Origin of the sequence: Pseudovibrio sp. Alg231-02 (assembly GCF_900143565.1) — a bacterium.
Lineage (GTDB): Bacteria > Pseudomonadota > Alphaproteobacteria > Rhizobiales > Stappiaceae > Pseudovibrio.
Genome location: NZ_FREX01000003.1, coordinates 550668 through 569789 on the forward strand (window position 1 = coordinate 550668; position 19122 = coordinate 569789).

Below are 19122 nucleotides of genomic sequence, written 5' to 3' on the forward strand. Positions count from 1 at the left end.
TACTATTAGTAATTTTATCGGTCTAGGGGTCTCCGATGCGAGTAAATTGGAAGCGGGCTATTTCTTCTACGGGAAATAAAGTTTTCTCGTTAACTCGAAATGTAAGTATTCGGTTTCGGGCAATTGCTCTTGGTATTCTGACACTTATCGGATTTGGTGGTGTTGGCTTTGTTTATCTTTGGAGCCAACAGCAAACAGAGGCTGCCTTTCTGCAGTCGAAAGAATACACTGAACTTGCTGAGTTGAGCCAGACAATTGCAATTACCGCAGGTGTGCTGCAATCGACTCAGAAAGATTATGAAAATGTGCCGAGTGACAGTCTGAAAAGTCGATTCGACACGTTGGTTGGTGAAGCGCAGACTGAATTGCAGGAGTTAAATGCGCTCCCGGTTGCCATGGATTATTTTCTTGAGATCTCTGATGCACGGGACACGATTGATGCAATCAGTGGTGCCTTTGAGATGTTGCATGGCTACCAGTCCACGCTTGGATATGATGCGGACCGTGGCTTGCAGAAAGAGCTGTCCGCCGCGCTTTCTCAGGCAGAATCCGCTGTTAAACAAAAGCACAGACGCAGCAAAGACCCCAATACGCTGAAGCTGATGCATACGTTTAGTGATCTGGCGCGTGCGCAACTGGACTATGCGCTTACGGGTAGCCAAAATTCTCTGGGTGCGTTTGAAGTTGCATTCTCACGTTATGAGCGCACCGTGCCGCGAGCACAAATTGACCCGGCTGTTGCTGAGAAGGTCAAAACCAACATGCTGGCCTACAAGAAGGCGTTCGAGGCTTACTCTAAGGCCTTTGATAAGCGGGCGACGAGTTCTGAGCTGTTGGCGAACCTGTTTGACCTTCTACCGCCACGGCTTGATGAGTTGAAAAACTCTGCGGTGCAGGGTGCGAATGATGCGCAGGCGCGCCTGACGGCGACCACACAGCAGACAAACCTTTATCTGGGCATTGCAGTTGGTGGTATTGCACTAACGCTGTTCATTCTTGGCTCTCTCTTGATCTTCGGTATTTTGCGTAATCTGAATGCGTTGCGTAATGCTATGGCATTGCTGGCGAAGAATGATTTGTCAGCTGTGATCCCTCTCAATAAAGGCGGTAAAGAAATTTCCGCGATGGCGCAGACACTTCAGGTGTTCCGCGATAATATTGAGGAACGCCGGATGCTGCAGGATCAGCAAGATCATGAAAATGCTGAGAAACAGGCCCGTGCCGAGCAAGTCGACAATCTCATTGTTGGTTTTGAGCAGACCGTTGCTGAGGCTTTGAATAGTCTGCACAGCGCTGCAGATGGGCTTGGGGAAGCCTCTAATGATGTGGGATCTGCTGCAGACAACGTGTCGAAAGAAGCTGTGTCTGCAGGACGTGCTGTTGAGAGTGCTGCTGAGAATGTTTCCAGCGCATCTGCTGCGACAGAAGAGTTGGCCATGTCTATCAACGAGATTGCGGGACAGGCTGAGCAATCAACGAGCGTTGCAGACCGTGCGGTTGAAGGTTCAAAAGCGACTGCTGAGACCATGAATCTGTTGAGTGATGCAGCAAATCGTATTGGTGAAGCTGTTGGGCTTATTCGTGATATTGCGAACCAGACGAACCTGCTTGCTCTGAACGCGACCATTGAAGCAGCCCGTGCGGGTGAACATGGCAAAGGCTTTGCTGTGGTGGCGTCAGAAGTGAAGATGCTGGCAAATCAGACTTCTCAAGCAACTGAGGAAATTGCACAGCAGGTTGGTTCCATTCAAGAAGCCTCAGCAGAAGCGGTTGGCGCTATTGGCGATGTGAGTGATGTTATTCACGAAATGAGCCAGATTGCGGCGGCTGTTGCAGCATCTGTTGAGCAACAGAACGCAGCTATTCAATCCATTACTGAGAATGTGGCGAATGCGACGCAGAGCTCTCAGGAAGGGGCGAGTGCAATGCAGATGGTTGAAAATGCATCCAGCAATGCACGTAGCACTGGTGGGACAGTGTCTGATCTTGCCGACGCGCTTTCTCGTCAGGCAGATCACATCAACAATACTGTTGGTGCATTCCTTGAAAAAGTGCGTGCTGCCTAAAGCAGTTTGCTTTCGTTTCGACAGCTTTAAACTGCTTTAGGGATTTGACTAGCGTATCTCTGAAAACTGCACGGCACTTTTCAGAGATACGACCTTAAGATCTTCACAAATTTTCATTTTAAATGTGGCGCTTGCTCTGGTTTTTATCAGGGCTAAGCGCCACATTGCTTTTGCGGTACGGGTTTGTTGAGCAAAGCAGACAATACGGATCTGCTGTGTTGTTTGACTGCGACTAATACGGGTTTTGAGAATGATTAATAAGATTGTTGTGGTGGGTGCTGGACAAGCAGGTGTACAGGCCGCGCAAACTCTTCGACAAAAGGGATATGAAGGTGAGCTTGTGATGCTTGGAAACGAGCCTCAGCCGCCTTATCAACGCCCTCCGCTCTCCAAGAAGTTTCTGAGTGGAGATGTGGCGCCGGATGCGCTGTTTATTCGTCCAGAAGCGTTTTATGAAACCAACAATATCGATCTGAAGGTCAATGCGCATGTTGATAGCATTGATCTTGAGAAGAAGAGTGTCAGGCTGGCAAGCGGTGAAGAGGTGAGTTGGGACAAGTTGCTGCTTGCAACCGGAACCCGCGCTCGCGATTTGCCATTGCCGGGTGCGGAGCTGGAAGGTGTTGTGACGCTTCGCTCCATTGGTGATGTTGAGCTCATCAAACAACTCTTTGTGCCTGGCAAGAAACTCGTTGTTATCGGTGGCGGTTATATCGGTCTGGAAGTGACAGCTGTTGCAAAGAGCATGGGGCTGGATGTTGTTGTGCTGGAAGCGCAGGAGCGTCTGCTGAAACGTGTGGTTTCGCCTGACATCTCATCGTTCTTCCATGGTTTGCATTCTGGCAATGGAGCGGAACTCTTTTGCGGAACCGGTGTGACCAGCATTGAAGGGACTGATGGCAAAGTTTCTTCTGTGAAACTTGCTGATGGCAGTGAAATTCCCTGTGATCTGGTGCTTTCTGCAGTTGGTGCAGTACCGAATGCGGAGCTTGCAGAGGCCGCTGGTCTGGACGTGGATGATGGCATTTTGGTTGATGGAGCAGGGCAGACCTCTCACGAGGATGTTTATGCTTGCGGTGATTGTGTTCGCTTCTTCTCAGAGCGCTATGGACGTAGCATTCGTCTGGAGAGCGTTCAAAATGCAATTGATCAGGCAAAAGCAGTCGCTGTTGCGTTGACTGATCCCGACCATGACCACAGTCACGACTATGATCCTCTGCCGTGGTTCTGGTCTGACCAACATCATATCAAGCTGCAGATTGCCGGATTGTCTAATGGATATGATGAGGCAGTGCTTGTTGGGGATACAAGTTCCGACAGCTTCTATGTGGCGTATCTGGAAAAAGGCAAGCTGATTGCGGTTGATAGCATCAATCATCCGCGCTCGCACATGATGGCGCGCCGGGTGATTGGGCAGGAATGGAAAGACGGTCTGCTTCCACCAGCTTAAGTCGACGATCTTAAAGGCGTGCCAGAGAGAGCTCCGGCACGCTTTTTTAGTCAAACCTCAGCACAAAGGCTGGATTTTGGTTTTAGCGGGTGTTTTCCAGAATAAGTCGGATCACTTCCTGCGGGATCTCCATGTGAACCATATGGCCGACACGATCGAAAACGTGGCAGGCGATTGGTCCTGGCAGTTTATGGCATTGACGGGTTGGCAGGATCTTGTCCTGTGTGCCCCAGACCACCTTGATTGGCATTGGCAGCTCGCCGAGTTTACTAGTTGGCAGCACGCCCTGACTTTCGCCTTCCAGAATAAGTCCTGATACAGCTTTGAGTGCTTCAGCAGCGCCAGGAGTGGAACGCTGTGTGGCAACATACTCTGCCAGTTTTCTTGGAAGTTCGAATTCAAGACCGACAAACTGTTCCAGCAGGACCTGTTGTTCTGCTTCGGTTTGGCCAACTGCGTAACGGCGCAGAAGCTTTGCGTTGATCTCTGGACCGAACCCGCCCGGAGCAAGCAAAGTGAGGCTTGCGATACGTTCTGGACTGCGCATGGCGATCAGTGTTGCAATCGCACCGCCCATGCTGTGACCGACTAGGTGGACGCGATCAAGTTTCAACGCATCGAGAGATTTCACAACGGCTTTTGCTGAGCCCACAGCGTTGCATGGCTCAAAATCGGCCAGTGCACGTCCGTGCGCAGGAAGGTCAAACGCGATTGTGCGACGTTTGTTTTCTAGCTGAACTTGAATATTGCGCCATGTGCTGGCGTCGCCGCCAAAGCCATGGATGAAAATAATTGGTTCTGCGCTTTCAGGGCCAAAGGCGGTGAAAGGCAGGCAGGTTACATCTTGGATACTATCGATATTCATATAGGGCCTCCCATTGGGCGTATTATATGCCCCTTTCATTCAGAGGTTTACCTGTGACTTAGGCTAAGGCAGGATTTTTTTATCAGCAGACGAACCGATAGAATTGAGCGAAAATTTTGCTTGGCATGAGGAAAATTGAAAAAAGTGAAACAAATGACCCGCGGAAGTGAGGTTTTGCTTGGATATCGATTATCAGATGTTGATAATCAGTCTCAATTTGAAACATATGGAAACTCAGAGGTCCGAGAATTTTTTTTGGTAGAGTTTGTTCTTTCTCGGCGCTGATTTATTTTTAAAATTCGACAGGTCCCGCAGGGTCAGGGGCTATCGCCAATTTCAGGGGGTGACGATGCGAGGACATCTTCGCAAGGGAATATTTGCTGTCATTTGTACGTTGGTTAGCTTTGTGTTTGTAGCACCGGCAAGCGCGGGCAAGCTGTGGAATCCAGACACACGCCAATGGGACATCTTCCCAGATTCTCCTGCTATGGCATCCAACTCAGCACGCCGTAAGTTCAAGCGTAAGCTGATCACGTACCGCACTAATGAGAAGCCAGGTACCATCATCATTGATACCGAAGAACGCTATCTCTACCACGTGCAAGAAAGCGGTAAGGCGATGCGTTATGGCATCGGTGTTGGTCGTGAAGGTTTTGAGTGGAATGGTACCGAGCGTATCACCCGCAAAGCAAAATGGCCGGGTTGGACACCGCCGGAAGAAATGCGCCGTCGTGAAGCGAAAAAAGGCCGTACTCTTCCACGTTACATGAAGGGCGGTCCAGACAACCCATTGGGCGCGCGTGCGCTGTATTTGGGTGCTACCATCTACCGTATCCACGGTACCACTGAGGACTGGAGCATCGGTCGTGCTGTTTCATCCGGATGTATCCGCATGTTCAACGAAGATGTTTCCTATCTTTATGACCATGTCGATATCGGTGCCAAGGTTGTCGTGAACTAAGTCACGAATGACAGGCTAAGAGAATTAAACCCGGGGTGACCCGGGTTTTTTATTGAGCGGACAGATACGGTTTAGCGGTAGCCATCTGAGACTGGCCTGCAGCACCCTTTGAGGGTCACTGGTTTTTGCCCTGGCTGTGTGATGGTGGCGACGGCCTCTCCCCAAACGAAAGAGTCCAATGGGGTGAAAGTGCATTGCTTCTCGGAGATAGTCATTTTTAGATCGATGCTTTCATTCCCCGCCTGAAGTAATGTGGCGTTCTTGTCTGTCTCAGCCTTTACTGACTGAAACGGGACGCGATGGAGCAGTCCGGTGATGTTCGAGTAAGTTACGACGCTGGAGTTCCACTCAATGCTCCAAGACGGCTCAGTTCCTCCGCAGACACCCAGAACCGGAAGATCTGTTCCGGCGAATGGGACGGGTATAGCGGCTTTCAGCTTTTGGGCTTCAACCCAACCTTCTATCTCTCCGAGGCTGACATGTTGCCAGTGCAGATCGTCAACCTGCTTTTGCTCACCGTCGGAGTTGAGGATTGTATCTCCAGGCAGTTGAACAATAACAGCTGCATCGTCTGATGGTGCATCGTAGATGGAGAGTAGAACGCCGAGGCTTTGGTCTACCTGACTGTAGTAGCCGGGGGGCACTTTGAGTGCCTGGGGAGTGGCTGGTTGCTCAGAGGCCGTGCCTGAGACTGGTGCCTTATCCTTTTGCGAAGAAGGTGGGGTTTCTAATTGTGCCGTGGCTGGCCGTGAGAGCATTCCCATTGAAATGCTGCTCACTAACATCAATGTTAGAAACTTATGAAATGCATTCCCAGAGAAATCTGAGGTCATCTTTTGCTCCTGAGACGCGGATGCTAACATCTCCGCTGCCGCTCGTTTTGTTTTCTCAGGATAGTAGCGGAGTATCGCCTAGGAATTCTTAAGTTGTAAGGTGCTGTTGTTTCTCGCCTTTTGGTTTAATGATGCTTGCAATTCTTTGTCGAGCCCGAGATGGAAGTTTGAAACAGCACCTAGATCACAGGTTGCCTGATGACCGTTTTTCTCTTTTCCGGTGCTGTTCGGGTTGGGTCATTAAGGTAGATTTCGTGATGATGTCCGTTAGGTTTCAGAGAATGTTCCGGGAGAAACTCCTGATGAAGTTTTGCGCAAACATTGCGAAGATCCTCATAAGGACCCTTGTGAAGGATCTGGACTGAACGGCCTTCTGTCAGAATACCTCTTTGCAATGATGCTGGTTTTTCTCCGAGACGCTCTATTGCAGTTTCCACGCCTTGAGCGAAGAGGGTGTCATCGGTCCAGTGAGGCAGGACAATCATCAAACGCCACTTCAACTTATCTTTGTTGCCGGCGACGAGATCGATCATATCGTCGGCCCACCACAGACACTCCAAAGGTGGTTCCACAAAGCGCTTGCCAAGTCGTTTCTTTGTGTCGAGCTTGATGGGGTAGATCACGGTGAAAAGCCATTTGATCGCCTGGGCGAATGCTTCTCCTTCCGGATTGCCATGTCCATCAATCATAGCGAATTGCATGTCGGGAACATCGACAAATGTAAAACGGTCGCTTGGTGGTCGATATAACTCATAGAGTCTGTCTCTGAAATCGGTTGTCGTCATAGCTATGTCCTCATGTGTTCCATGGTTTGCAGGTCATGTAGTCCAGAGTTTTCTGAAGCCAGTCGGCCTCTGATTTGAGCTGAGCGATGGAGTAGTCAAAGAGGGCTTCGACGTGATCAGGCAAAGGTTGTTGGTCTAATTGGATGTTTCCAATTCGGGAGATTTCTTTTTGTATTGCTTCGGCACGCTCGCTTAAAGCGTTAAGGGCTTGGTCTCGTTGCAGCGTCGGCCAATGGATCATGCCCAAGAGGAGGGATGAGTATGTTGGACGAACTGTTGTGATAGCTGAGAGGGTTTGTGCGATGAGAGCTTGGTGGCCTGCCTCTGTCATGAGGAAGCTCTTCTTAGCTTTGGCACCAGTGGGCTTCTCTGAGGTGACGAGGCCTTTCTTTTCCAACTTGCCCAGCACGAAGTAGATGGAAGAGAACCCGATTTGCGTCCACTCGCGCATGCCTCGCTGCTCTATGACCTGCTCCAGCTCATAGCCATGGCGGGGCATCTCGGAGACAAGGCCGAGGACGAGCAGTTCGCTGTCAGTGAGGCTTTCAGACATATTATTCTAGCCTTAGAATAAAATTATATTCTAGTACTAGAATAGGTAGTGTTGAGTCGTCAACGTCTGGCTTTTCAGAGGATGATGCGTGGGGAGGGTTATTGTTTGCGGGTGATCATGACGAGCATGTTGTCGCGTAGGCTGACATGCTGGCGATAGAGCAGGAGGCAGCGGCAGCTGAATTCACTTTCCCGCTTTTGGAAATACTCGGCATAGCGATGAATGTCGTGCCGGTTCACATCCTCGATCATGTAAACGCCATTGCTTGCGAGCAGGTCTACAATGTTCTCGAAGAAGACAATCCCCGCTTCGTAATGGTGGAGGCCATCATCGATGATCAGGTCGTAGGGCTCTGGCTTTGCGGTGGTTTTGAAGCCTGAGATGCTTTCCGGGCTGGTCTGATCCACCTGATATGTCTGAATGCGAGAATCAGAGAATAAGCATTTTTCGTCAATGTCGAGGCCGGTTATCTCAGCATTTGGGAAATAGTCTCTCCAGACGCGAAGGGAAGCGCCGGGTTTGCCTTCTTTGCCCATGTTTGAAAGGCAGCTGGTGTCATTCGTACCGATGCCGCATTCGAGCACGTTTGTGATCTTGTCGCGGCAATGATCGAAAATCATGCTGTAGAAATCGGTGTAGGTGTGAGGCTCCCAGTTGAACTGGGTGGTCTCCGGGCAGTTGGTGCCTTTGTCACTGCCGTACACGTCGCAGAGTTGAGCCAGATAACTGTTTCTTGCTGGTGCGTAGAACGCTTCGATACGCTGTCCGAGATGCTCTTCGACGGATGCTCGTGTTCTTTCCAGTTTGGTTTTTGGGGTGAGCTGTCGAAGGACCTTGTTAAAATCGAGCGTGCTTGAAGTGTTCATGTTTGCCGCTTCTTACAAATTAGAGCTGAAAGAAGCGTAGATTAACATTCTCAGGTTCTGGGAATACTCCCGCCTTTCTGGTGCAGATTTCCTTGGTGTGAAGCAGGAGGTCGTCTGTAATAAAAAAGGGCCGCCGAAGCAGCCCTTTCTTGAACTTGATTAATGTCGGATCAGACAAGTGCACCGTGGCAATGCTTGTACTTTTTGCCAGATCCACATGGACAAGGCTCATTCCGGCCTACACGACCCCAAGTTTCAGGATCATCTGACTCACGACCGTCTGGTGCAGATGCTGCACGTGCTTCAGCCAGTTGGCGGTCCGCTTCCATCATCTCGTCTTCACCAGTCATAGGATTGGTGTGATGTGCTTCCATGTGGGAAGGCATCTGCGGTGTTTCCGGAGCCTGCTGCTGAACCAATTCAACCATCATCAACTGTGATGTAGTGGTCTGGCGTAGGGTGCTCAGCATGTTTTCAAAGAGAGTGAAGGACTCTGTTTTGTATTCTTGAAGTGGATCACGCTGTGCGTAGCCACGCAGACCAACTGCAGAACGCAGGTGATCAAGGTTCGCCAGATGCTCACGCCACAAGTTGTCGATGGTTTGCAGAAGAACTGCACGCTCGATCTGACGCATAACGTCTGGACCGTAGTTTGCAGCCTTACTCGCCATAACCTGGTTGGCTTCCTTCTTCAGGCGCGCGGTGACTTCTTCGTCTGCAATGCCTTCCTCGTTTGCCCACTCAATAATTGGCAGGTCGAGGTTCAGCTTTGTGCGTGCTTCTTCCTGAAGGCCTTCTGTATCCCACTGCTCAGGGTAAGCGCGTTCTGGAATGTGTGCTGCGACGAGATCTTCGACGAACTCTTCGCGCATTTCCACAACAGCTTCCTGAGTAACTTCAGGGTCCATCATTTCGAGGCGCTGATCGAAGACGACTTTACGCTGGTCGTTCATCACGTCATCGAACTTCAGCAGGTTCTTACGAATGTCGAAGTTGCGAGCTTCCACTTTCTGCTGAGCTTTTTCCAGTGCCTTGTTGATCCAAGGGTGAACGATTGCCTCACCGTCCTGCAGGCCAAGTTTCTGAAGCATGGAGTCCATGCGCTCAGAACCGAAGATGCGCATCAGATCATCCTGAAGAGACAGGAAGAACTTGGAGTGACCAGGGTCACCCTGACGGCCAGAACGACCGCGCAGCTGGTTATCAATGCGGCGGCTTTCGTGGCGCTCGGTTGCGACAACGTAGAGGCCACCAGCCTGAAGAGCTTTTTGTTTGAGCGCCTCAACTTCTTTTTTGATGGCGTCTTCTTTTGCAGTACGCTCAGCGCCCTCGGGCATGTCGCCCAGTTCGTTCGCGATACGCATTTCAACGTTACCACCGAGCTGGATATCTGTACCACGGCCAGCCATGTTGGTTGCAATGGTCACAGCACCAGGCACACCTGCCTGCGCGATGATGCTTGCTTCTTGCTCATGGTAACGTGCGTTCAGAACTGCAAAGACCTTCTTTTTACCTGCATCCTTGCCGGTGTACATGCTTGCAAAGCCGAGCGGGTCTGACACATCGATCTGAGTGTAGCCGTTCTTGATGAGCAGATCGGCGAGCATCTCGGACTTTTCAATAGATGTTGTACCTACCAGAACAGGCTGACCACGTTCATGGCAGTCATCTACGAGCACCTGAATGGCGTCGTACTTTTCGGCAACTGTGCGGTACACTTCATCGTCGTCATCGACACGCTGAACAGCAACGTTGGTTGGAATATCCACCACATCTAGGCTGTAGATGTCCATGAATTCTTCAGCTTCCGTCATTGCTGTACCGGTCATACCAGCGAGCTTGTCGTACATGCGGAAGTAGTTCTGGAATGTGATGGACGCGAGTGTCTGGTTCTCTGGCTGGATAGCAGCTTTTTCTTTTGCTTCCAAAGCCTGATGGAGGCCCTCAGAGAAACGACGGCCCGGCATCATACGGCCAGTGAATTCGTCAATAATAACGACTTCGTCGTTGCGGACGATGTAATCTTTATCGCGTTGGAAAAGCTTATGCGCTTTCAGACCCTGCTGAAGATGGTGAACAGCTGTCACGTTCTCCACGTCATAAAGCGATTCGCCCTTTAGAAGATCTGCTTCTGTCAAGAGTTGCTCAAGCTTCTCGTTACCTGCTTCAGTAAAGGTTGCGGAGCGAGCTTTCTCGTCGAGTTCAAAGTCTTCTTCAGTCAACTGAGGAATAAATGTATCGATGAGATTGTAGAAGTCTGTGCGATCTTCCAGCGGGCCGGAAATAATCAGAGGGGTACGAGCTTCATCCACGAGAATGGAGTCGACTTCATCCACGATTGCATAATGATGCGGGCGCTGGCACATGGACTCGCGATCATACTTCATATTGTCACGAAGATAATCGAAGCCGAATTCGTTGTTGGTGCCGTATGTGACGTCCGCTGCATAAGCGGCTTTACGCTCTTCATCAGAGATGCCGTGGACGATCAAACCAGTTGTCAGACCGAGGAACCGGTAAACCTGACCCATCCATTCGATATCACGCGTTGCCAGGTAATCGTTCACAGTCACAACGTGAACGCCCTTACTTGTCAATGCGTTAAGGTATACTGGAGCAGTTGCAACAAGGGTCTTACCTTCACCGGTGCGCATTTCGGTGATTTCTCCAGCATGGAGAACCATACCACCGATGAGCTGCACGTCGTAGTGACGAAGACCAAGGACGCGGCGGGAAGCTTCCCGCACGACTGCAAATGCCGGGACCAAGAGGTCGTCCAGCTTAGCGCCGTTTGCCAGTTGCTCGCGGAACTCGTCAGTTTTGGCTCTCAGCTGTTCATCTGTCAGAGCTTCCATTTCCGGCTCCAAAGCAGAAATAGCGTCTACTGTGGGCTTGAGTGTCTTAATCCGACGGTCATTTGCTGAACCAAATATCTTACGAGCGAGTGCGCCGAGCCCCACCATGTGGCGGTCCTTCCTACTTTGGGCGCGCCGGTTTTTTCACGTCGCGGTCGGGCCCTAAAAATCTTCACATTCGTGATCTAACCAGTCAAAACTCTGTGAGTCTGATCTGGGTCACAGCATATTAAACACCTGCGAGTAAAAAAGCAGGCGACAGAGAGATAAGAGTGGGCCGAAAGGTTGTCAACGGCAGTTGCCGTCGCAATATAGTGCTTTGTTGTTTTGCAACTCTTTTTAAACTCTCCATAAACAGGAAAGAAAGTGATCTTATGCTTCGTAAATTTACAGGGATCCTAGGTAGTTCAGTTGCTGTTGCTGCTCTGGTTATTGGGCTGAGTGCAGCGCAGGCACAGGATGCTGATGCGGCTCCAGATCTGGACAAGCCAGTTGCGAAGGTTGGCCAGAGCGTTATTACCGAAGCTGATCTTGCTTATGCAGCTCAAGATTACGCGCAGCAGCTGCAGCGTGTTCCACCAACCGAATGGCGCAAGGTTTTGACCGATGTGCTGGTTGAGATGAACCTGCTTGCAGAAGCTGGTGCAGAAGAAAAACTTGCAGAAACTGATGATTTTAAACGCTTAATGGCATTTGAGCGCACGCGTGCACTTCGCAATGCGTATTTCCAGAAGTACATTCAGAGCGCTATCACCGAAGACGAAGTTAAGGCTGCTTACGAGGCTGAGTATGCCAACTATCAGGGTGCTCCAGAGATCAATGCAGCGCACATCCTTGTAGAGAAGGAAGATGAGGCGAAGGACATCATTAAGCAGCTAGAAGGTGGTGCAGACTTTGCTGAGCTTGCAAAGGAAAAGTCCACTGGTCCTTCCGGCCCTAATGGTGGTGATCTTGGTTTCTTCGGAAAAGGCCAGATGGTTCCCGAGTTTGAAACAGCTGCTTTTGCTCTGAAACCGGGTGAGTTTACAAAAGAGCCTGTGCAAACACAGTTCGGTTATCACGTAATCCTGAACAAGGAAGCACGCACACAGTCCGCTCCAGCCTTTGAAACGGCTGAAGGCCAGATCCGTCAGGAGCTGGTTCTGACGAAATTCCGTGAGGTGCTTGAAGAGCTGAAAGCCAAGAACACTGTGGAAATCATCGGTGCCGATGCTGATGAAGCGAAAGCTGAAGAAAGCAAATAATAGGCTAGTGCTTATTAGCTTTGCTGATTATTGAAATAAAACATCTTGTTTTTGTAGCCTCGGATGGCTTAGGCCTTCCGGGGCTACTTTTTTGCTGCATAGACACAGTTTTCTTCGGGAGGTTTTCATGTCCGCGACCATTTCTCCACTCGCACCCAAGTCCTATCCAGAACTTCCGGAAGTTAAGGGCGTTCGAATGGCAACTGCTGCAGCTGGTTTGAAGTATGAAGGACGTACTGACGTTCTCCTGGCTGTGTTTGATGAGCCTGCTCAGATTGCTGGTGTGTTCACGACATCTAAATGCACGAGTGCTCCGGTTGACTGGTGTAAGCAGAACCTTTCCAAGGGTGTTGTGCGTGCAATTATGGTCAACTCCGGGAATGCGAATGCGTTTACGGGCAAGAAGGGGCTCGCATCTGTTGAGCTTTCAGCGGACATCCTTTCAAAGGCGAGCGGGTTTGCTGCGGATGAGCTATATCTGGCGTCTACCGGTGTGATTGGCGAGCCGCTGCCGGCTGAGAAATTTGCTGGTGTGGCTGGTGGCCTGGTGGCTGATGCTGTCGCTGACAAGTGGATGGACGCAGCCAAAGCGATCATGACTACGGATACCTATCCTAAGATGAGCACGCGTCGTGTGAAGCTGGGTGATGCGACGGTTACGTTGAATGGTATTGCCAAAGGTGCAGGTATGATTGCGCCTGATATGGCGACCATGCTTGGCTTCTTGTTCACTGACGCTCCAATTAAAGCGCCTGCTTTGCAGAGCTTGCTTTCTGAGTGTGTGGGCGGCTCTTTTAATTCCATCACGGTTGATAGTGATACCTCTACCTCTGACACTGTGCTGCTAGCAGCCACCGGGTCAGCTGGAGGGGACTGGATTGAAGATGCTGCGGACCCGCGCCTTGCGGAGTTCCGTGAAGCTCTCTCCAGCATGATGCTTGAGCTGGCTCAGATGATCGTTCGTGATGGGGAAGGTGCGACCAAGTTTGTTGAAGTGCGAGTGGAAGGTGCTGAGAGCGATACTTCTGCAAAGCGGATTGCTATGGCGATTGCAAACTCTCCATTGATGAAAACTGCATTTGCTGGCGAAGATGCGAACTGGGGCCGCGTTGTGATGGCAGTTGGTAAGGCTGGTGAGCCTGCTGATCGTGATAAACTGGCGATTTGGTTCGGCGATATCCGTGTTGCGGTTGAAGGAGAGCGGGATCCAGATTACAGCGAGGAAGAAGCGTCTGCTGTCATGAAAGAAGACGAGATCATTCTGAAAGTTGATCTTGGCATCGGAAATGGCCGTGCGACTGTCTGGACTTGTGACCTCACCAAGGAATATGTGGCAATCAATGGTGACTACAGAAGCTAAGCGAGTTCAACCTCGCCAACCGAATTGCGATCTGGAAACGGTGTTGAAGCTGGAGCAGGCAAATCTGAATTGCTTTCCCAGCCTCATGGCGCATCATGATGGGAGCTGGATTTCCCGTCTCTCACCGGGTGGCAGTGCACGCCGGAACAACTCTCTGAACTTTTATGATGCCCAAGACGGTGATGAAGCCGAGAGCCGATTAGATTCTGCACGAGCACGCTTCAAACGGCTTGAGATGGCGTTCCATGTTCGCTGGACACCTTTGGTTCCCACAGATGTGGATCAGGTGCTGACCTCTCAGAAGTATGCTCGCGTTGATGAGACGCTGGTGCTGTCACGATCCATTTGGGGGCTTGGTGATACTGATGTGCCTAAAGGGTACAAACTCTCCGAAGTCTCACTGAGTGAATGGATTTCTAGTTACGCGCAGGTTGACGGTGCAAAGCGTGGGGAGCCTCTGAGTGAAACAGAGCAGGCACTTCATGATGTGCTTTCAAGAGTGACTGTTGAATTGGTCGCGCTGGTGCTTGAAACTGAAGATGGTGTTCCAGCAGCTGTTCTGCTTGGTGTGGTGGATGGCGATCTACTCGGCATCTTTAGTGTGAAGACGGCTGAAGCGTTTCGTCGTCAGGGACTGGCTTATGCCTTGATGTGCGAAGTGCAGAGTCTTGGGGCTAAGCGCGGTGCGGAAACTGCTTGGTTGCAAGTGGTGGCAGATAATGCTGCTGCTGTAGAGCTCTACGATTCCCTCGGGTATCGAGAAGCCTATGCTTATCACTATTGCAAAGATGCCCAGCCTTAAGAAAATCAGTAAAATTTCACTCGGGACCTTTGGTATGGTTTCCAAAAGGTTTTCAGAGTGGTCCTTTGTGAAACGGGAAAATAAATGAAAATTGTGATGGTTGCGGCGTGTGCCTTGATTGATGCTGATAACCGCATTCTGCTTGCTCAGCGCCCTGAGGGCAAATCAATGGCAGGTTTCTGGGAGTTTCCGGGTGGGAAGATCGAAGCTGGTGAGACACCAGAGGACTGTTTGATCCGTGAATTATCTGAGGAACTGGGAATTACAGTTAAAAAAGAGTGCCTTGCTCCCCTAAGTTTCGCGAGCCACACTTACGAAGATTTTCATCTGCTGATGCCACTTTACGTTTGTAGGCGCTGGTCGGGCACACCTCACGGGGCAGAGGGGCAAAACCTGAAATGGGTACGGGCAGTGCGTTTACGTGATTATGAAATGCCACCAGCAGATGAGCCGTTGATCCCGCATCTAATCGACCTTGTGTCTTATTAGCGGGAGATCACGGAGAACAAGAGGCAGTAATGGCGTTGAATGAGAAAGCGTATCACAATCAGAAATGTGGATTTACGATTGCTCATATGACCGAAGACGAGCGCGGAGCTGCTGCAGTTGAATACGCCATTCTTGCCGCTTTGATTGTTCTTGCCATTGCCGCCAGCCTGACTGCAATTAGCAGCACGATTTCGGACAACTTCCAGTTCATCTCAGATACTTTGCTTGCCGCGATTTCTGGCTAATCAGGACTTTATCTCTTTAGTCCCAAGCGCCTCGGCCAGGCTGTGTTTTGCAGAGCCGGGCTTTAGTGGTTTCTGTTGAGATTCATGTGGTGCCCAGCCGGACAGGGATGCGAAAGTGAAGGTTGCACGGATGCGTCCATCTGCATCTGAGTAATCCTGCGCATAGATCTCTGCCGCTTTCATGAAGACCTTCTTGCTTGTCGGTGACTTCAAGCGTTCTTTCAAAGGGTTCGTTGCACCCATTGCGCGCAGATCTCTGATCAAGTCAAACATGGTGTCGTATCTGACGGTTAACCGATCTATGTCGGTTACTGGGAGTGCGAAACCTGCGCGTTGGAGAAGGCCACCGAGATCTCTGGTATCTGCAAATGGTATTACGCGTGGTGATACGCCTTCACTAACTTCCATTTCGGCGCGCATCAGACAGTCTCGTAACTCCGCAAGGGTGTCAGTTCCCAATAAGAGGCCGAGGAAAAGGCCATCTGGTTTCAAGGCACGTTTGATCTGGATGAGTGTTCCCGGAAGATCGTCGAGCATCTGTAAGTTAAGTGAAGAGACAATCAGGTCCAGACTTTCCGGCGCGAAAGGCAGGACGGCATCATCTACAATCAAATCAGGATCAGACAGGTTTGGGTCTGCACCGAACAGATCGGCTCGCAGCAGGTGTTTGACTTTTCCTGACGCCTTTAGCGCTTCAAAGATGTGGCCGGTGTGACCGCCGAGATCTACTCCGCAGTCAAACTCTCTGCTGATGAATTCCAGACGATCTTGCAAATCTGCGGCAGCTGCCTTCATCAGGAAATCAGCGCCGTCTTGCGCTCTCTTCAATGCAGTCATGCGACGTTGTGCAATGAGTTTACGATCAAAGAGAGTGTGTTCGCTCATGAGGGCGCCTTTGGCCAGATTGTGCTGTGTGTGCACTATTGGAAATTATAACCCCATTGAACATGGAGTGATGTTCGACGGAGGCTTTGTTAGCTTATTTCTTCTGCAGATATATACGGTGAGCACAGATGAGCGACAAGTTTTCTTCTCTGGAGTGGTTGCCTGATGCAGTGGATAGAGCTGAGCAACCGCTTAAACCCAGCTTTCTTGATATGAAGGTGGCCTCTCATTTAAGGCGAGGACTGAACTTTGCTCTGGATGCTCTGTTTCCTCATAGCTGTCCGATTTGTAACGATTTGGTTCAAGGTGAAGGTGGTTTGTGTCTGCCTTGTTGGCAGACACTGGAACTGATATCAGCGCCTTATTGTGAGCGGCTTGGTGTTCCGTTGCATTATGAGTTGGGTCCGAATGCCTGGAGCGCTGCTGCTCTTGTTAATCCGCCTGATTATGACCGAGCCCGGGCCGCAGCCCTCTACAACGGGCCCGCGCGCGAGCTGGTGAAGCGGTTTAAGTTTTATGGAGAGATCCGGTTATCGAAGTTTCTTGCCAGGTGCATGCTCAATGCAGCGGCAGAACTTATCGCTTCTGAGAGTTTTCTTATTCCAGTTCCTCTCCACAAGTCGCGCTTACGTGAGCGCACCTATAATCAGTCTGCTTTGCTGGCGAACGACGTCGGGCGTCATTTAGAGGGGCAAGTGCTTCTTGATGGCTTGGTTCGAACACGGCGTACTAACCAACAAGTCGGCCTTAAGCGAGGGGCACGGACAGCTAATGTGAAAGGTGCCTTTGCAGTTGCGGATCATTTCCTGTCAGAGGTATCTGGTGCTCATGTGGTGCTGGTTGATGATGTGCTGACGACAGGGGCAACTGTTGAAGAATGTGCGCGGGTTTTGAAGGCTGCAGGTGCGCAACAGGTTGATGTACTTGTTTTTGCTCTGGTCGATCCTGAAAATATGTCTGATGATAATGATTGAGTGTTGTTGAGGGACTGTCTTAGCCTATGCGATATAACGAAGTGATCAACTTGAGTTGAGGTGGACTTGCGGTTTACTTGGACGTGAGCCATATAGACTTCAGTTTTGATGGCTGAATTTCTATTGGCCTTCGCTGTGTATCCAAAGGACAAGAATATGGCTCAAGTTACTATCTACACCCGTGATATGTGCGGTTTCTGTGCTCGCGCAAAAAGACTTCTTGATGAGAAGGGTGTTGACTATAAAGAATTTAACTACAGCGAAGATCCAACGATCCGTAAGGAAATGATTGCCAAAGCAAATGGTGCAAACACATTCCCGCAGATCTTTATCGGATCTGAGCATATTGGTGGTTGTGATGACCTGTTTGCATTGGAACGCCGCGGGCACCTCGATGGTCTGTTGAGCGTTGGTCTTTAAAGAAGCTTAGGAAGCGTATTGCAAACTACGCTTTGAAAGTGAGAATTGATGACAAGTTTTGTGGCTGCATGTGTCCAGATGAGAACGGGACGAAACCCGCTCGAAAATCTTGATGTCTGTGAGGCGTTGATAAGAGAAGCTGCTGCTGAAGGCGCGGTTTATGTGCAAACGCCTGAGATGACCAATGTGCTGGAACGTAGCCGCAAAGCGCAGCTTGCTGCCTCCAGTTTCGAAAATGATGATCCGTTTTTGAAACAACTGGGTTTGCTTGCTGATGAGTTGAATATCTGGGTCCATATCGGATCTCTGGCAATTCGGCTTGAAAATGACAAGCTGGCCAACCGCGGCTTTATGATTTCTCCTCAAGGAGAGATCACCGCTCGTTATGACAAAATCCATATGTTTGATGTGGATTTGCCAAATGGAGAAAGCTGGCGCGAGTCTGAAAGCTATAGTGCAGGCAATGTGTCTCCGGTTATTGATCTTGGTGTGGCCAAGCTTGGAATGGCGATTTGCTACGATATTCGTCAACCGGCGTTGTTCCGCGAGCAATCAAAGGCTGGCGCGCAGGTTTTGACTGGTCCGGCTGCTTTCACCAAGCAAACAGGTGAAGCGCATTGGCATGTGCTGCAACGCGCGCGGGCGATTGAAAACGGTGCCTTTGTTGTAACTGCTGCGCAAGGTGGAACACATGAAGATGATCGTCAGACCTATGGTCACAGCTTAATGGTTGACCCTTGGGGGCAAGTGATCGCAGAACTTGATCATGATGCACCAGGTGTTTTGTTGGGTGAACTTGACATGGCTAAAGTGGATGAAGCACGTCGGCGTGTTCCAGCCATCAAGAATGCGCGTGAGTTTTCCGTAGCAACTGTTTCCCTCAATGGGGAGATGGTCAGTTGATTAACTATTCACTTGCCTGCGATGATGGGCATGAATTTGATGGATGGTTCCGGAATTCTGGCGATTACGAAAAGCAGAAAGAATTAGGTCTGGTCACGTGCCCGTTTTGTGACAGTGCATCGGTCCATAAACGCTTGATGGCGCCGAATGTTTCTACATCGAGAAGCCAGAAGAAGGCTCAGGTTGAACATCAGGTTTCGCAGGCTGTTGCTGCTGCTCAGGCAAAAGCTACAGAAAAGGCCGCGAGTGAACCAAAGCCCGGCGGTGGAACTGCGCCAGCAAGTTCTGAGCAATCTGTTGCCACGACAACTCCAGCTGTTGATCTGCAGAAGGTTCCTGAGAAAGCAAAGGAGCTGGTGGAAGCTCTGCGAGAGTTCCGCAAACAGGTTGTGACCAACTCAGAGTATGTTGGCGACAAGTTTGCTGAGGAAGCACGCAAGATCCACTATGGCGAAACGGAAGAGCGCGGGATTTACGGAGAAACTACTCCCGATGATGCTCAGGAGCTTTTGGAAGAGGGTGTTGAGCTGATGCCGCTGCCGGTGCTGCCAGAAGACCGCAACTGA

General features: G+C 50.4%; 19 protein-coding genes. 12 read left to right on the forward strand and 7 right to left on the reverse strand.

Annotation, left to right across the window (positions count from 1 at the left end; all coding sequences use genetic code 11):
• Positions 1–35 precede the first annotated feature (35 nt).
• Together DHN43_RS12150 and DHN43_RS12155 are read left to right on the forward strand one after the other, a co-directional pair.
• Positions 36–2066 carry a methyl-accepting chemotaxis protein gene (locus tag DHN43_RS12150; protein WP_108818719.1) on the forward strand — a complete coding sequence of 677 codons (2031 nt, stop codon included), beginning with the start codon at positions 36–38 and terminating at the stop codon, positions 2064–2066.
• 250 nt (positions 2067–2316) lie between these two features.
• Complete coding sequence (locus DHN43_RS12155; RefSeq protein WP_108818720.1) at positions 2317–3516, forward strand: NAD(P)/FAD-dependent oxidoreductase; 1200 nt, start codon at positions 2317–2319, stop codon at positions 3514–3516.
• An 82-nt stretch (positions 3517–3598) separates the two neighbouring features.
• On the opposite strand, the gene DHN43_RS12160 is transcribed toward DHN43_RS12155, so the two are convergent.
• On the reverse strand, positions 3599–4381 hold the full coding sequence (locus DHN43_RS12160; RefSeq protein WP_063305053.1) for an alpha/beta fold hydrolase: 783 nt from the start codon (positions 4379–4381) through the stop codon (positions 3599–3601).
• A 349-nt stretch (positions 4382–4730) separates the two neighbouring features.
• Between DHN43_RS12160 and DHN43_RS12165 the strand changes: the two genes are divergently transcribed.
• A complete protein-coding gene (locus DHN43_RS12165) occupies positions 4731–5342 on the forward strand; it encodes a L,D-transpeptidase (protein ID WP_057463476.1) in 612 nt (203 codons plus the stop codon).
• Between the two features lie 71 nt (positions 5343–5413).
• Here the strand turns inward: DHN43_RS12165 and DHN43_RS12170 are convergent, their stop codons facing one another.
• The 5 genes from DHN43_RS12170 to secA all read right to left on the reverse strand — a co-directional run bounded on the left by DHN43_RS12170 (position 5414) and on the right by secA (position 11342).
• Positions 5414–6175: an SH3 domain-containing protein gene (locus DHN43_RS12170; RefSeq protein ID WP_108818775.1), complete on the reverse strand. Its 762-nt coding sequence runs from the start codon at positions 6173–6175 to the stop codon at positions 5414–5416.
• A 179-nt stretch (positions 6176–6354) separates the two neighbouring features.
• The gene (locus tag DHN43_RS12175) at positions 6355–6960 is read right to left on the reverse strand and encodes a GyrI-like domain-containing protein (protein WP_063291182.1); all 606 of its coding nucleotides are present in this window, start codon (positions 6958–6960) and stop codon (positions 6355–6357) included.
• Positions 6961–6970: 10 nt separating this feature from the next.
• Positions 6971–7513 carry a PadR family transcriptional regulator gene (locus DHN43_RS12180; protein WP_108818721.1) on the reverse strand — a complete coding sequence of 181 codons (543 nt, stop codon included), beginning with the start codon at positions 7511–7513 and terminating at the stop codon, positions 6971–6973.
• Positions 7514–7611: 98 nt separating this feature from the next.
• Positions 7612–8379, reverse strand: coding sequence for a class I SAM-dependent methyltransferase (locus tag DHN43_RS12185; RefSeq protein ID WP_208995258.1), 768 nt, complete (start codon positions 8377–8379; stop codon positions 7612–7614).
• Positions 8380–8549: 170 nt separating this feature from the next.
• Positions 8550–11342 carry a preprotein translocase subunit SecA gene (secA, locus tag DHN43_RS12190; RefSeq protein WP_063291184.1) on the reverse strand — a complete coding sequence of 931 codons (2793 nt, stop codon included), beginning with the start codon at positions 11340–11342 and terminating at the stop codon, positions 8550–8552.
• A 266-nt stretch (positions 11343–11608) separates the two neighbouring features.
• Here secA and DHN43_RS12195 point away from each other — a divergent pair, with 266 nt between their 5' ends.
• The 5 genes from DHN43_RS12195 (at position 11609) to DHN43_RS12215 (ending at position 15374) form a co-directional block, all read left to right on the forward strand.
• Complete coding sequence (locus tag DHN43_RS12195; RefSeq protein ID WP_057463472.1) at positions 11609–12478, forward strand: peptidylprolyl isomerase; 870 nt, start codon at positions 11609–11611, stop codon at positions 12476–12478.
• A 127-nt stretch (positions 12479–12605) separates the two neighbouring features.
• Positions 12606–13838 (forward strand): bifunctional glutamate N-acetyltransferase/amino-acid acetyltransferase ArgJ, encoded by a 1233-nt coding sequence (gene argJ, locus DHN43_RS12200; protein ID WP_108818722.1) that lies wholly within the window; start codon positions 12606–12608, stop codon positions 13836–13838.
• Positions 13819–14640 (forward strand): GNAT family N-acetyltransferase, encoded by an 822-nt coding sequence (locus DHN43_RS12205; RefSeq protein WP_108818723.1) that lies wholly within the window; start codon positions 13819–13821, stop codon positions 14638–14640. Before argJ ends, DHN43_RS12205 begins: the two co-directional genes overlap by 20 nt.
• Positions 14641–14724: 84 nt before the next feature.
• Positions 14725–15129 (forward strand): 8-oxo-dGTP diphosphatase MutT, encoded by a 405-nt coding sequence (gene mutT, locus DHN43_RS12210; RefSeq protein ID WP_063286043.1) that lies wholly within the window; start codon positions 14725–14727, stop codon positions 15127–15129.
• 29 nt (positions 15130–15158) lie between these two features.
• Positions 15159–15374, forward strand: coding sequence for a Flp family type IVb pilin (locus DHN43_RS12215; RefSeq protein ID WP_057463468.1), 216 nt, complete (start codon positions 15159–15161; stop codon positions 15372–15374).
• Here the strand turns inward: DHN43_RS12215 and DHN43_RS12220 are convergent, their stop codons facing one another.
• Positions 15375–16259: a methyltransferase domain-containing protein gene (locus DHN43_RS12220; protein ID WP_108818777.1), complete on the reverse strand. Its 885-nt coding sequence runs from the start codon at positions 16257–16259 to the stop codon at positions 15375–15377.
• A 128-nt stretch (positions 16260–16387) separates the two neighbouring features.
• Between DHN43_RS12220 and DHN43_RS12225 the strand changes: the two genes are divergently transcribed.
• The 4 genes from DHN43_RS12225 (at position 16388) to DHN43_RS12240 (ending at position 19122) form a co-directional block, all read left to right on the forward strand.
• Positions 16388–17233, forward strand: a complete 846-nt coding sequence (locus tag DHN43_RS12225; protein WP_063305047.1) for a ComF family protein — start codon at positions 16388–16390, stop codon at positions 17231–17233.
• A 156-nt stretch (positions 17234–17389) separates the two neighbouring features.
• Positions 17390–17653: a glutaredoxin 3 gene (gene grxC / locus DHN43_RS12230; protein WP_057463560.1), complete on the forward strand. Its 264-nt coding sequence runs from the start codon at positions 17390–17392 to the stop codon at positions 17651–17653.
• 48 nt (positions 17654–17701) lie between these two features.
• Positions 17702–18556 carry a carbon-nitrogen hydrolase family protein gene (locus DHN43_RS12235; RefSeq protein WP_108818724.1) on the forward strand — a complete coding sequence of 285 codons (855 nt, stop codon included), beginning with the start codon at positions 17702–17704 and terminating at the stop codon, positions 18554–18556.
• Positions 18553–19122 carry a DUF1178 family protein gene (locus DHN43_RS12240; RefSeq protein WP_108818725.1) on the forward strand — a complete coding sequence of 190 codons (570 nt, stop codon included), beginning with the start codon at positions 18553–18555 and terminating at the stop codon, positions 19120–19122. Before DHN43_RS12235 ends, DHN43_RS12240 begins: the two co-directional genes overlap by 4 nt.

What these genes read in the sequence shown, in the direction of transcription:
- DHN43_RS12170 (WP_108818775.1), bottom strand. Translation starts at nt 6,175, where the DNA reads ATGACCTCAGATTTCTCTGGGAATGCATTTCATAAGTTTCTAACATTG.
- DHN43_RS12180 (WP_108818721.1), bottom strand. Translation starts at nt 7,513, where the DNA reads ATGTCTGAAAGCCTCACTGACAGCGAACTGCTCGTCCTCGGCCTTGTC.
- DHN43_RS12175 (WP_063291182.1), bottom strand. Translation starts at nt 6,960, where the DNA reads ATGACGACAACCGATTTCAGAGACAGACTCTATGAGTTATATCGACCA.
- grxC (WP_057463560.1), top strand. Translation starts at nt 17,390, where the DNA reads ATGGCTCAAGTTACTATCTACACCCGTGATATGTGCGGTTTCTGTGCT.
- DHN43_RS12150 (WP_108818719.1), top strand. Translation starts at nt 36, where the DNA reads ATGCGAGTAAATTGGAAGCGGGCTATTTCTTCTACGGGAAATAAAGTT.
- DHN43_RS12165 (WP_057463476.1), top strand. Translation starts at nt 4,731, where the DNA reads ATGCGAGGACATCTTCGCAAGGGAATATTTGCTGTCATTTGTACGTTG.
- DHN43_RS12185 (WP_208995258.1), bottom strand. Translation starts at nt 8,379, where the DNA reads ATGAACACTTCAAGCACGCTCGATTTTAACAAGGTCCTTCGACAGCTC.
- DHN43_RS12215 (WP_057463468.1), top strand. Translation starts at nt 15,159, where the DNA reads ATGGCGTTGAATGAGAAAGCGTATCACAATCAGAAATGTGGATTTACG.
- DHN43_RS12205 (WP_108818723.1), top strand. Translation starts at nt 13,819, where the DNA reads ATGGTGACTACAGAAGCTAAGCGAGTTCAACCTCGCCAACCGAATTGC.
- DHN43_RS12225 (WP_063305047.1), top strand. Translation starts at nt 16,388, where the DNA reads ATGAGCGACAAGTTTTCTTCTCTGGAGTGGTTGCCTGATGCAGTGGAT.
- argJ (WP_108818722.1), top strand. Translation starts at nt 12,606, where the DNA reads ATGTCCGCGACCATTTCTCCACTCGCACCCAAGTCCTATCCAGAACTT.
- DHN43_RS12195 (WP_057463472.1), top strand. Translation starts at nt 11,609, where the DNA reads ATGCTTCGTAAATTTACAGGGATCCTAGGTAGTTCAGTTGCTGTTGCT.
- DHN43_RS12220 (WP_108818777.1), bottom strand. Translation starts at nt 16,259, where the DNA reads ATGAGCGAACACACTCTCTTTGATCGTAAACTCATTGCACAACGTCGC.
- secA (WP_063291184.1), bottom strand. Translation starts at nt 11,342, where the DNA reads ATGGTGGGGCTCGGCGCACTCGCTCGTAAGATATTTGGTTCAGCAAAT.
- DHN43_RS12160 (WP_063305053.1), bottom strand. Translation starts at nt 4,381, where the DNA reads ATGAATATCGATAGTATCCAAGATGTAACCTGCCTGCCTTTCACCGCC.
- DHN43_RS12155 (WP_108818720.1), top strand. Translation starts at nt 2,317, where the DNA reads ATGATTAATAAGATTGTTGTGGTGGGTGCTGGACAAGCAGGTGTACAG.
- DHN43_RS12235 (WP_108818724.1), top strand. Translation starts at nt 17,702, where the DNA reads ATGACAAGTTTTGTGGCTGCATGTGTCCAGATGAGAACGGGACGAAAC.
- mutT (WP_063286043.1), top strand. Translation starts at nt 14,725, where the DNA reads ATGAAAATTGTGATGGTTGCGGCGTGTGCCTTGATTGATGCTGATAAC.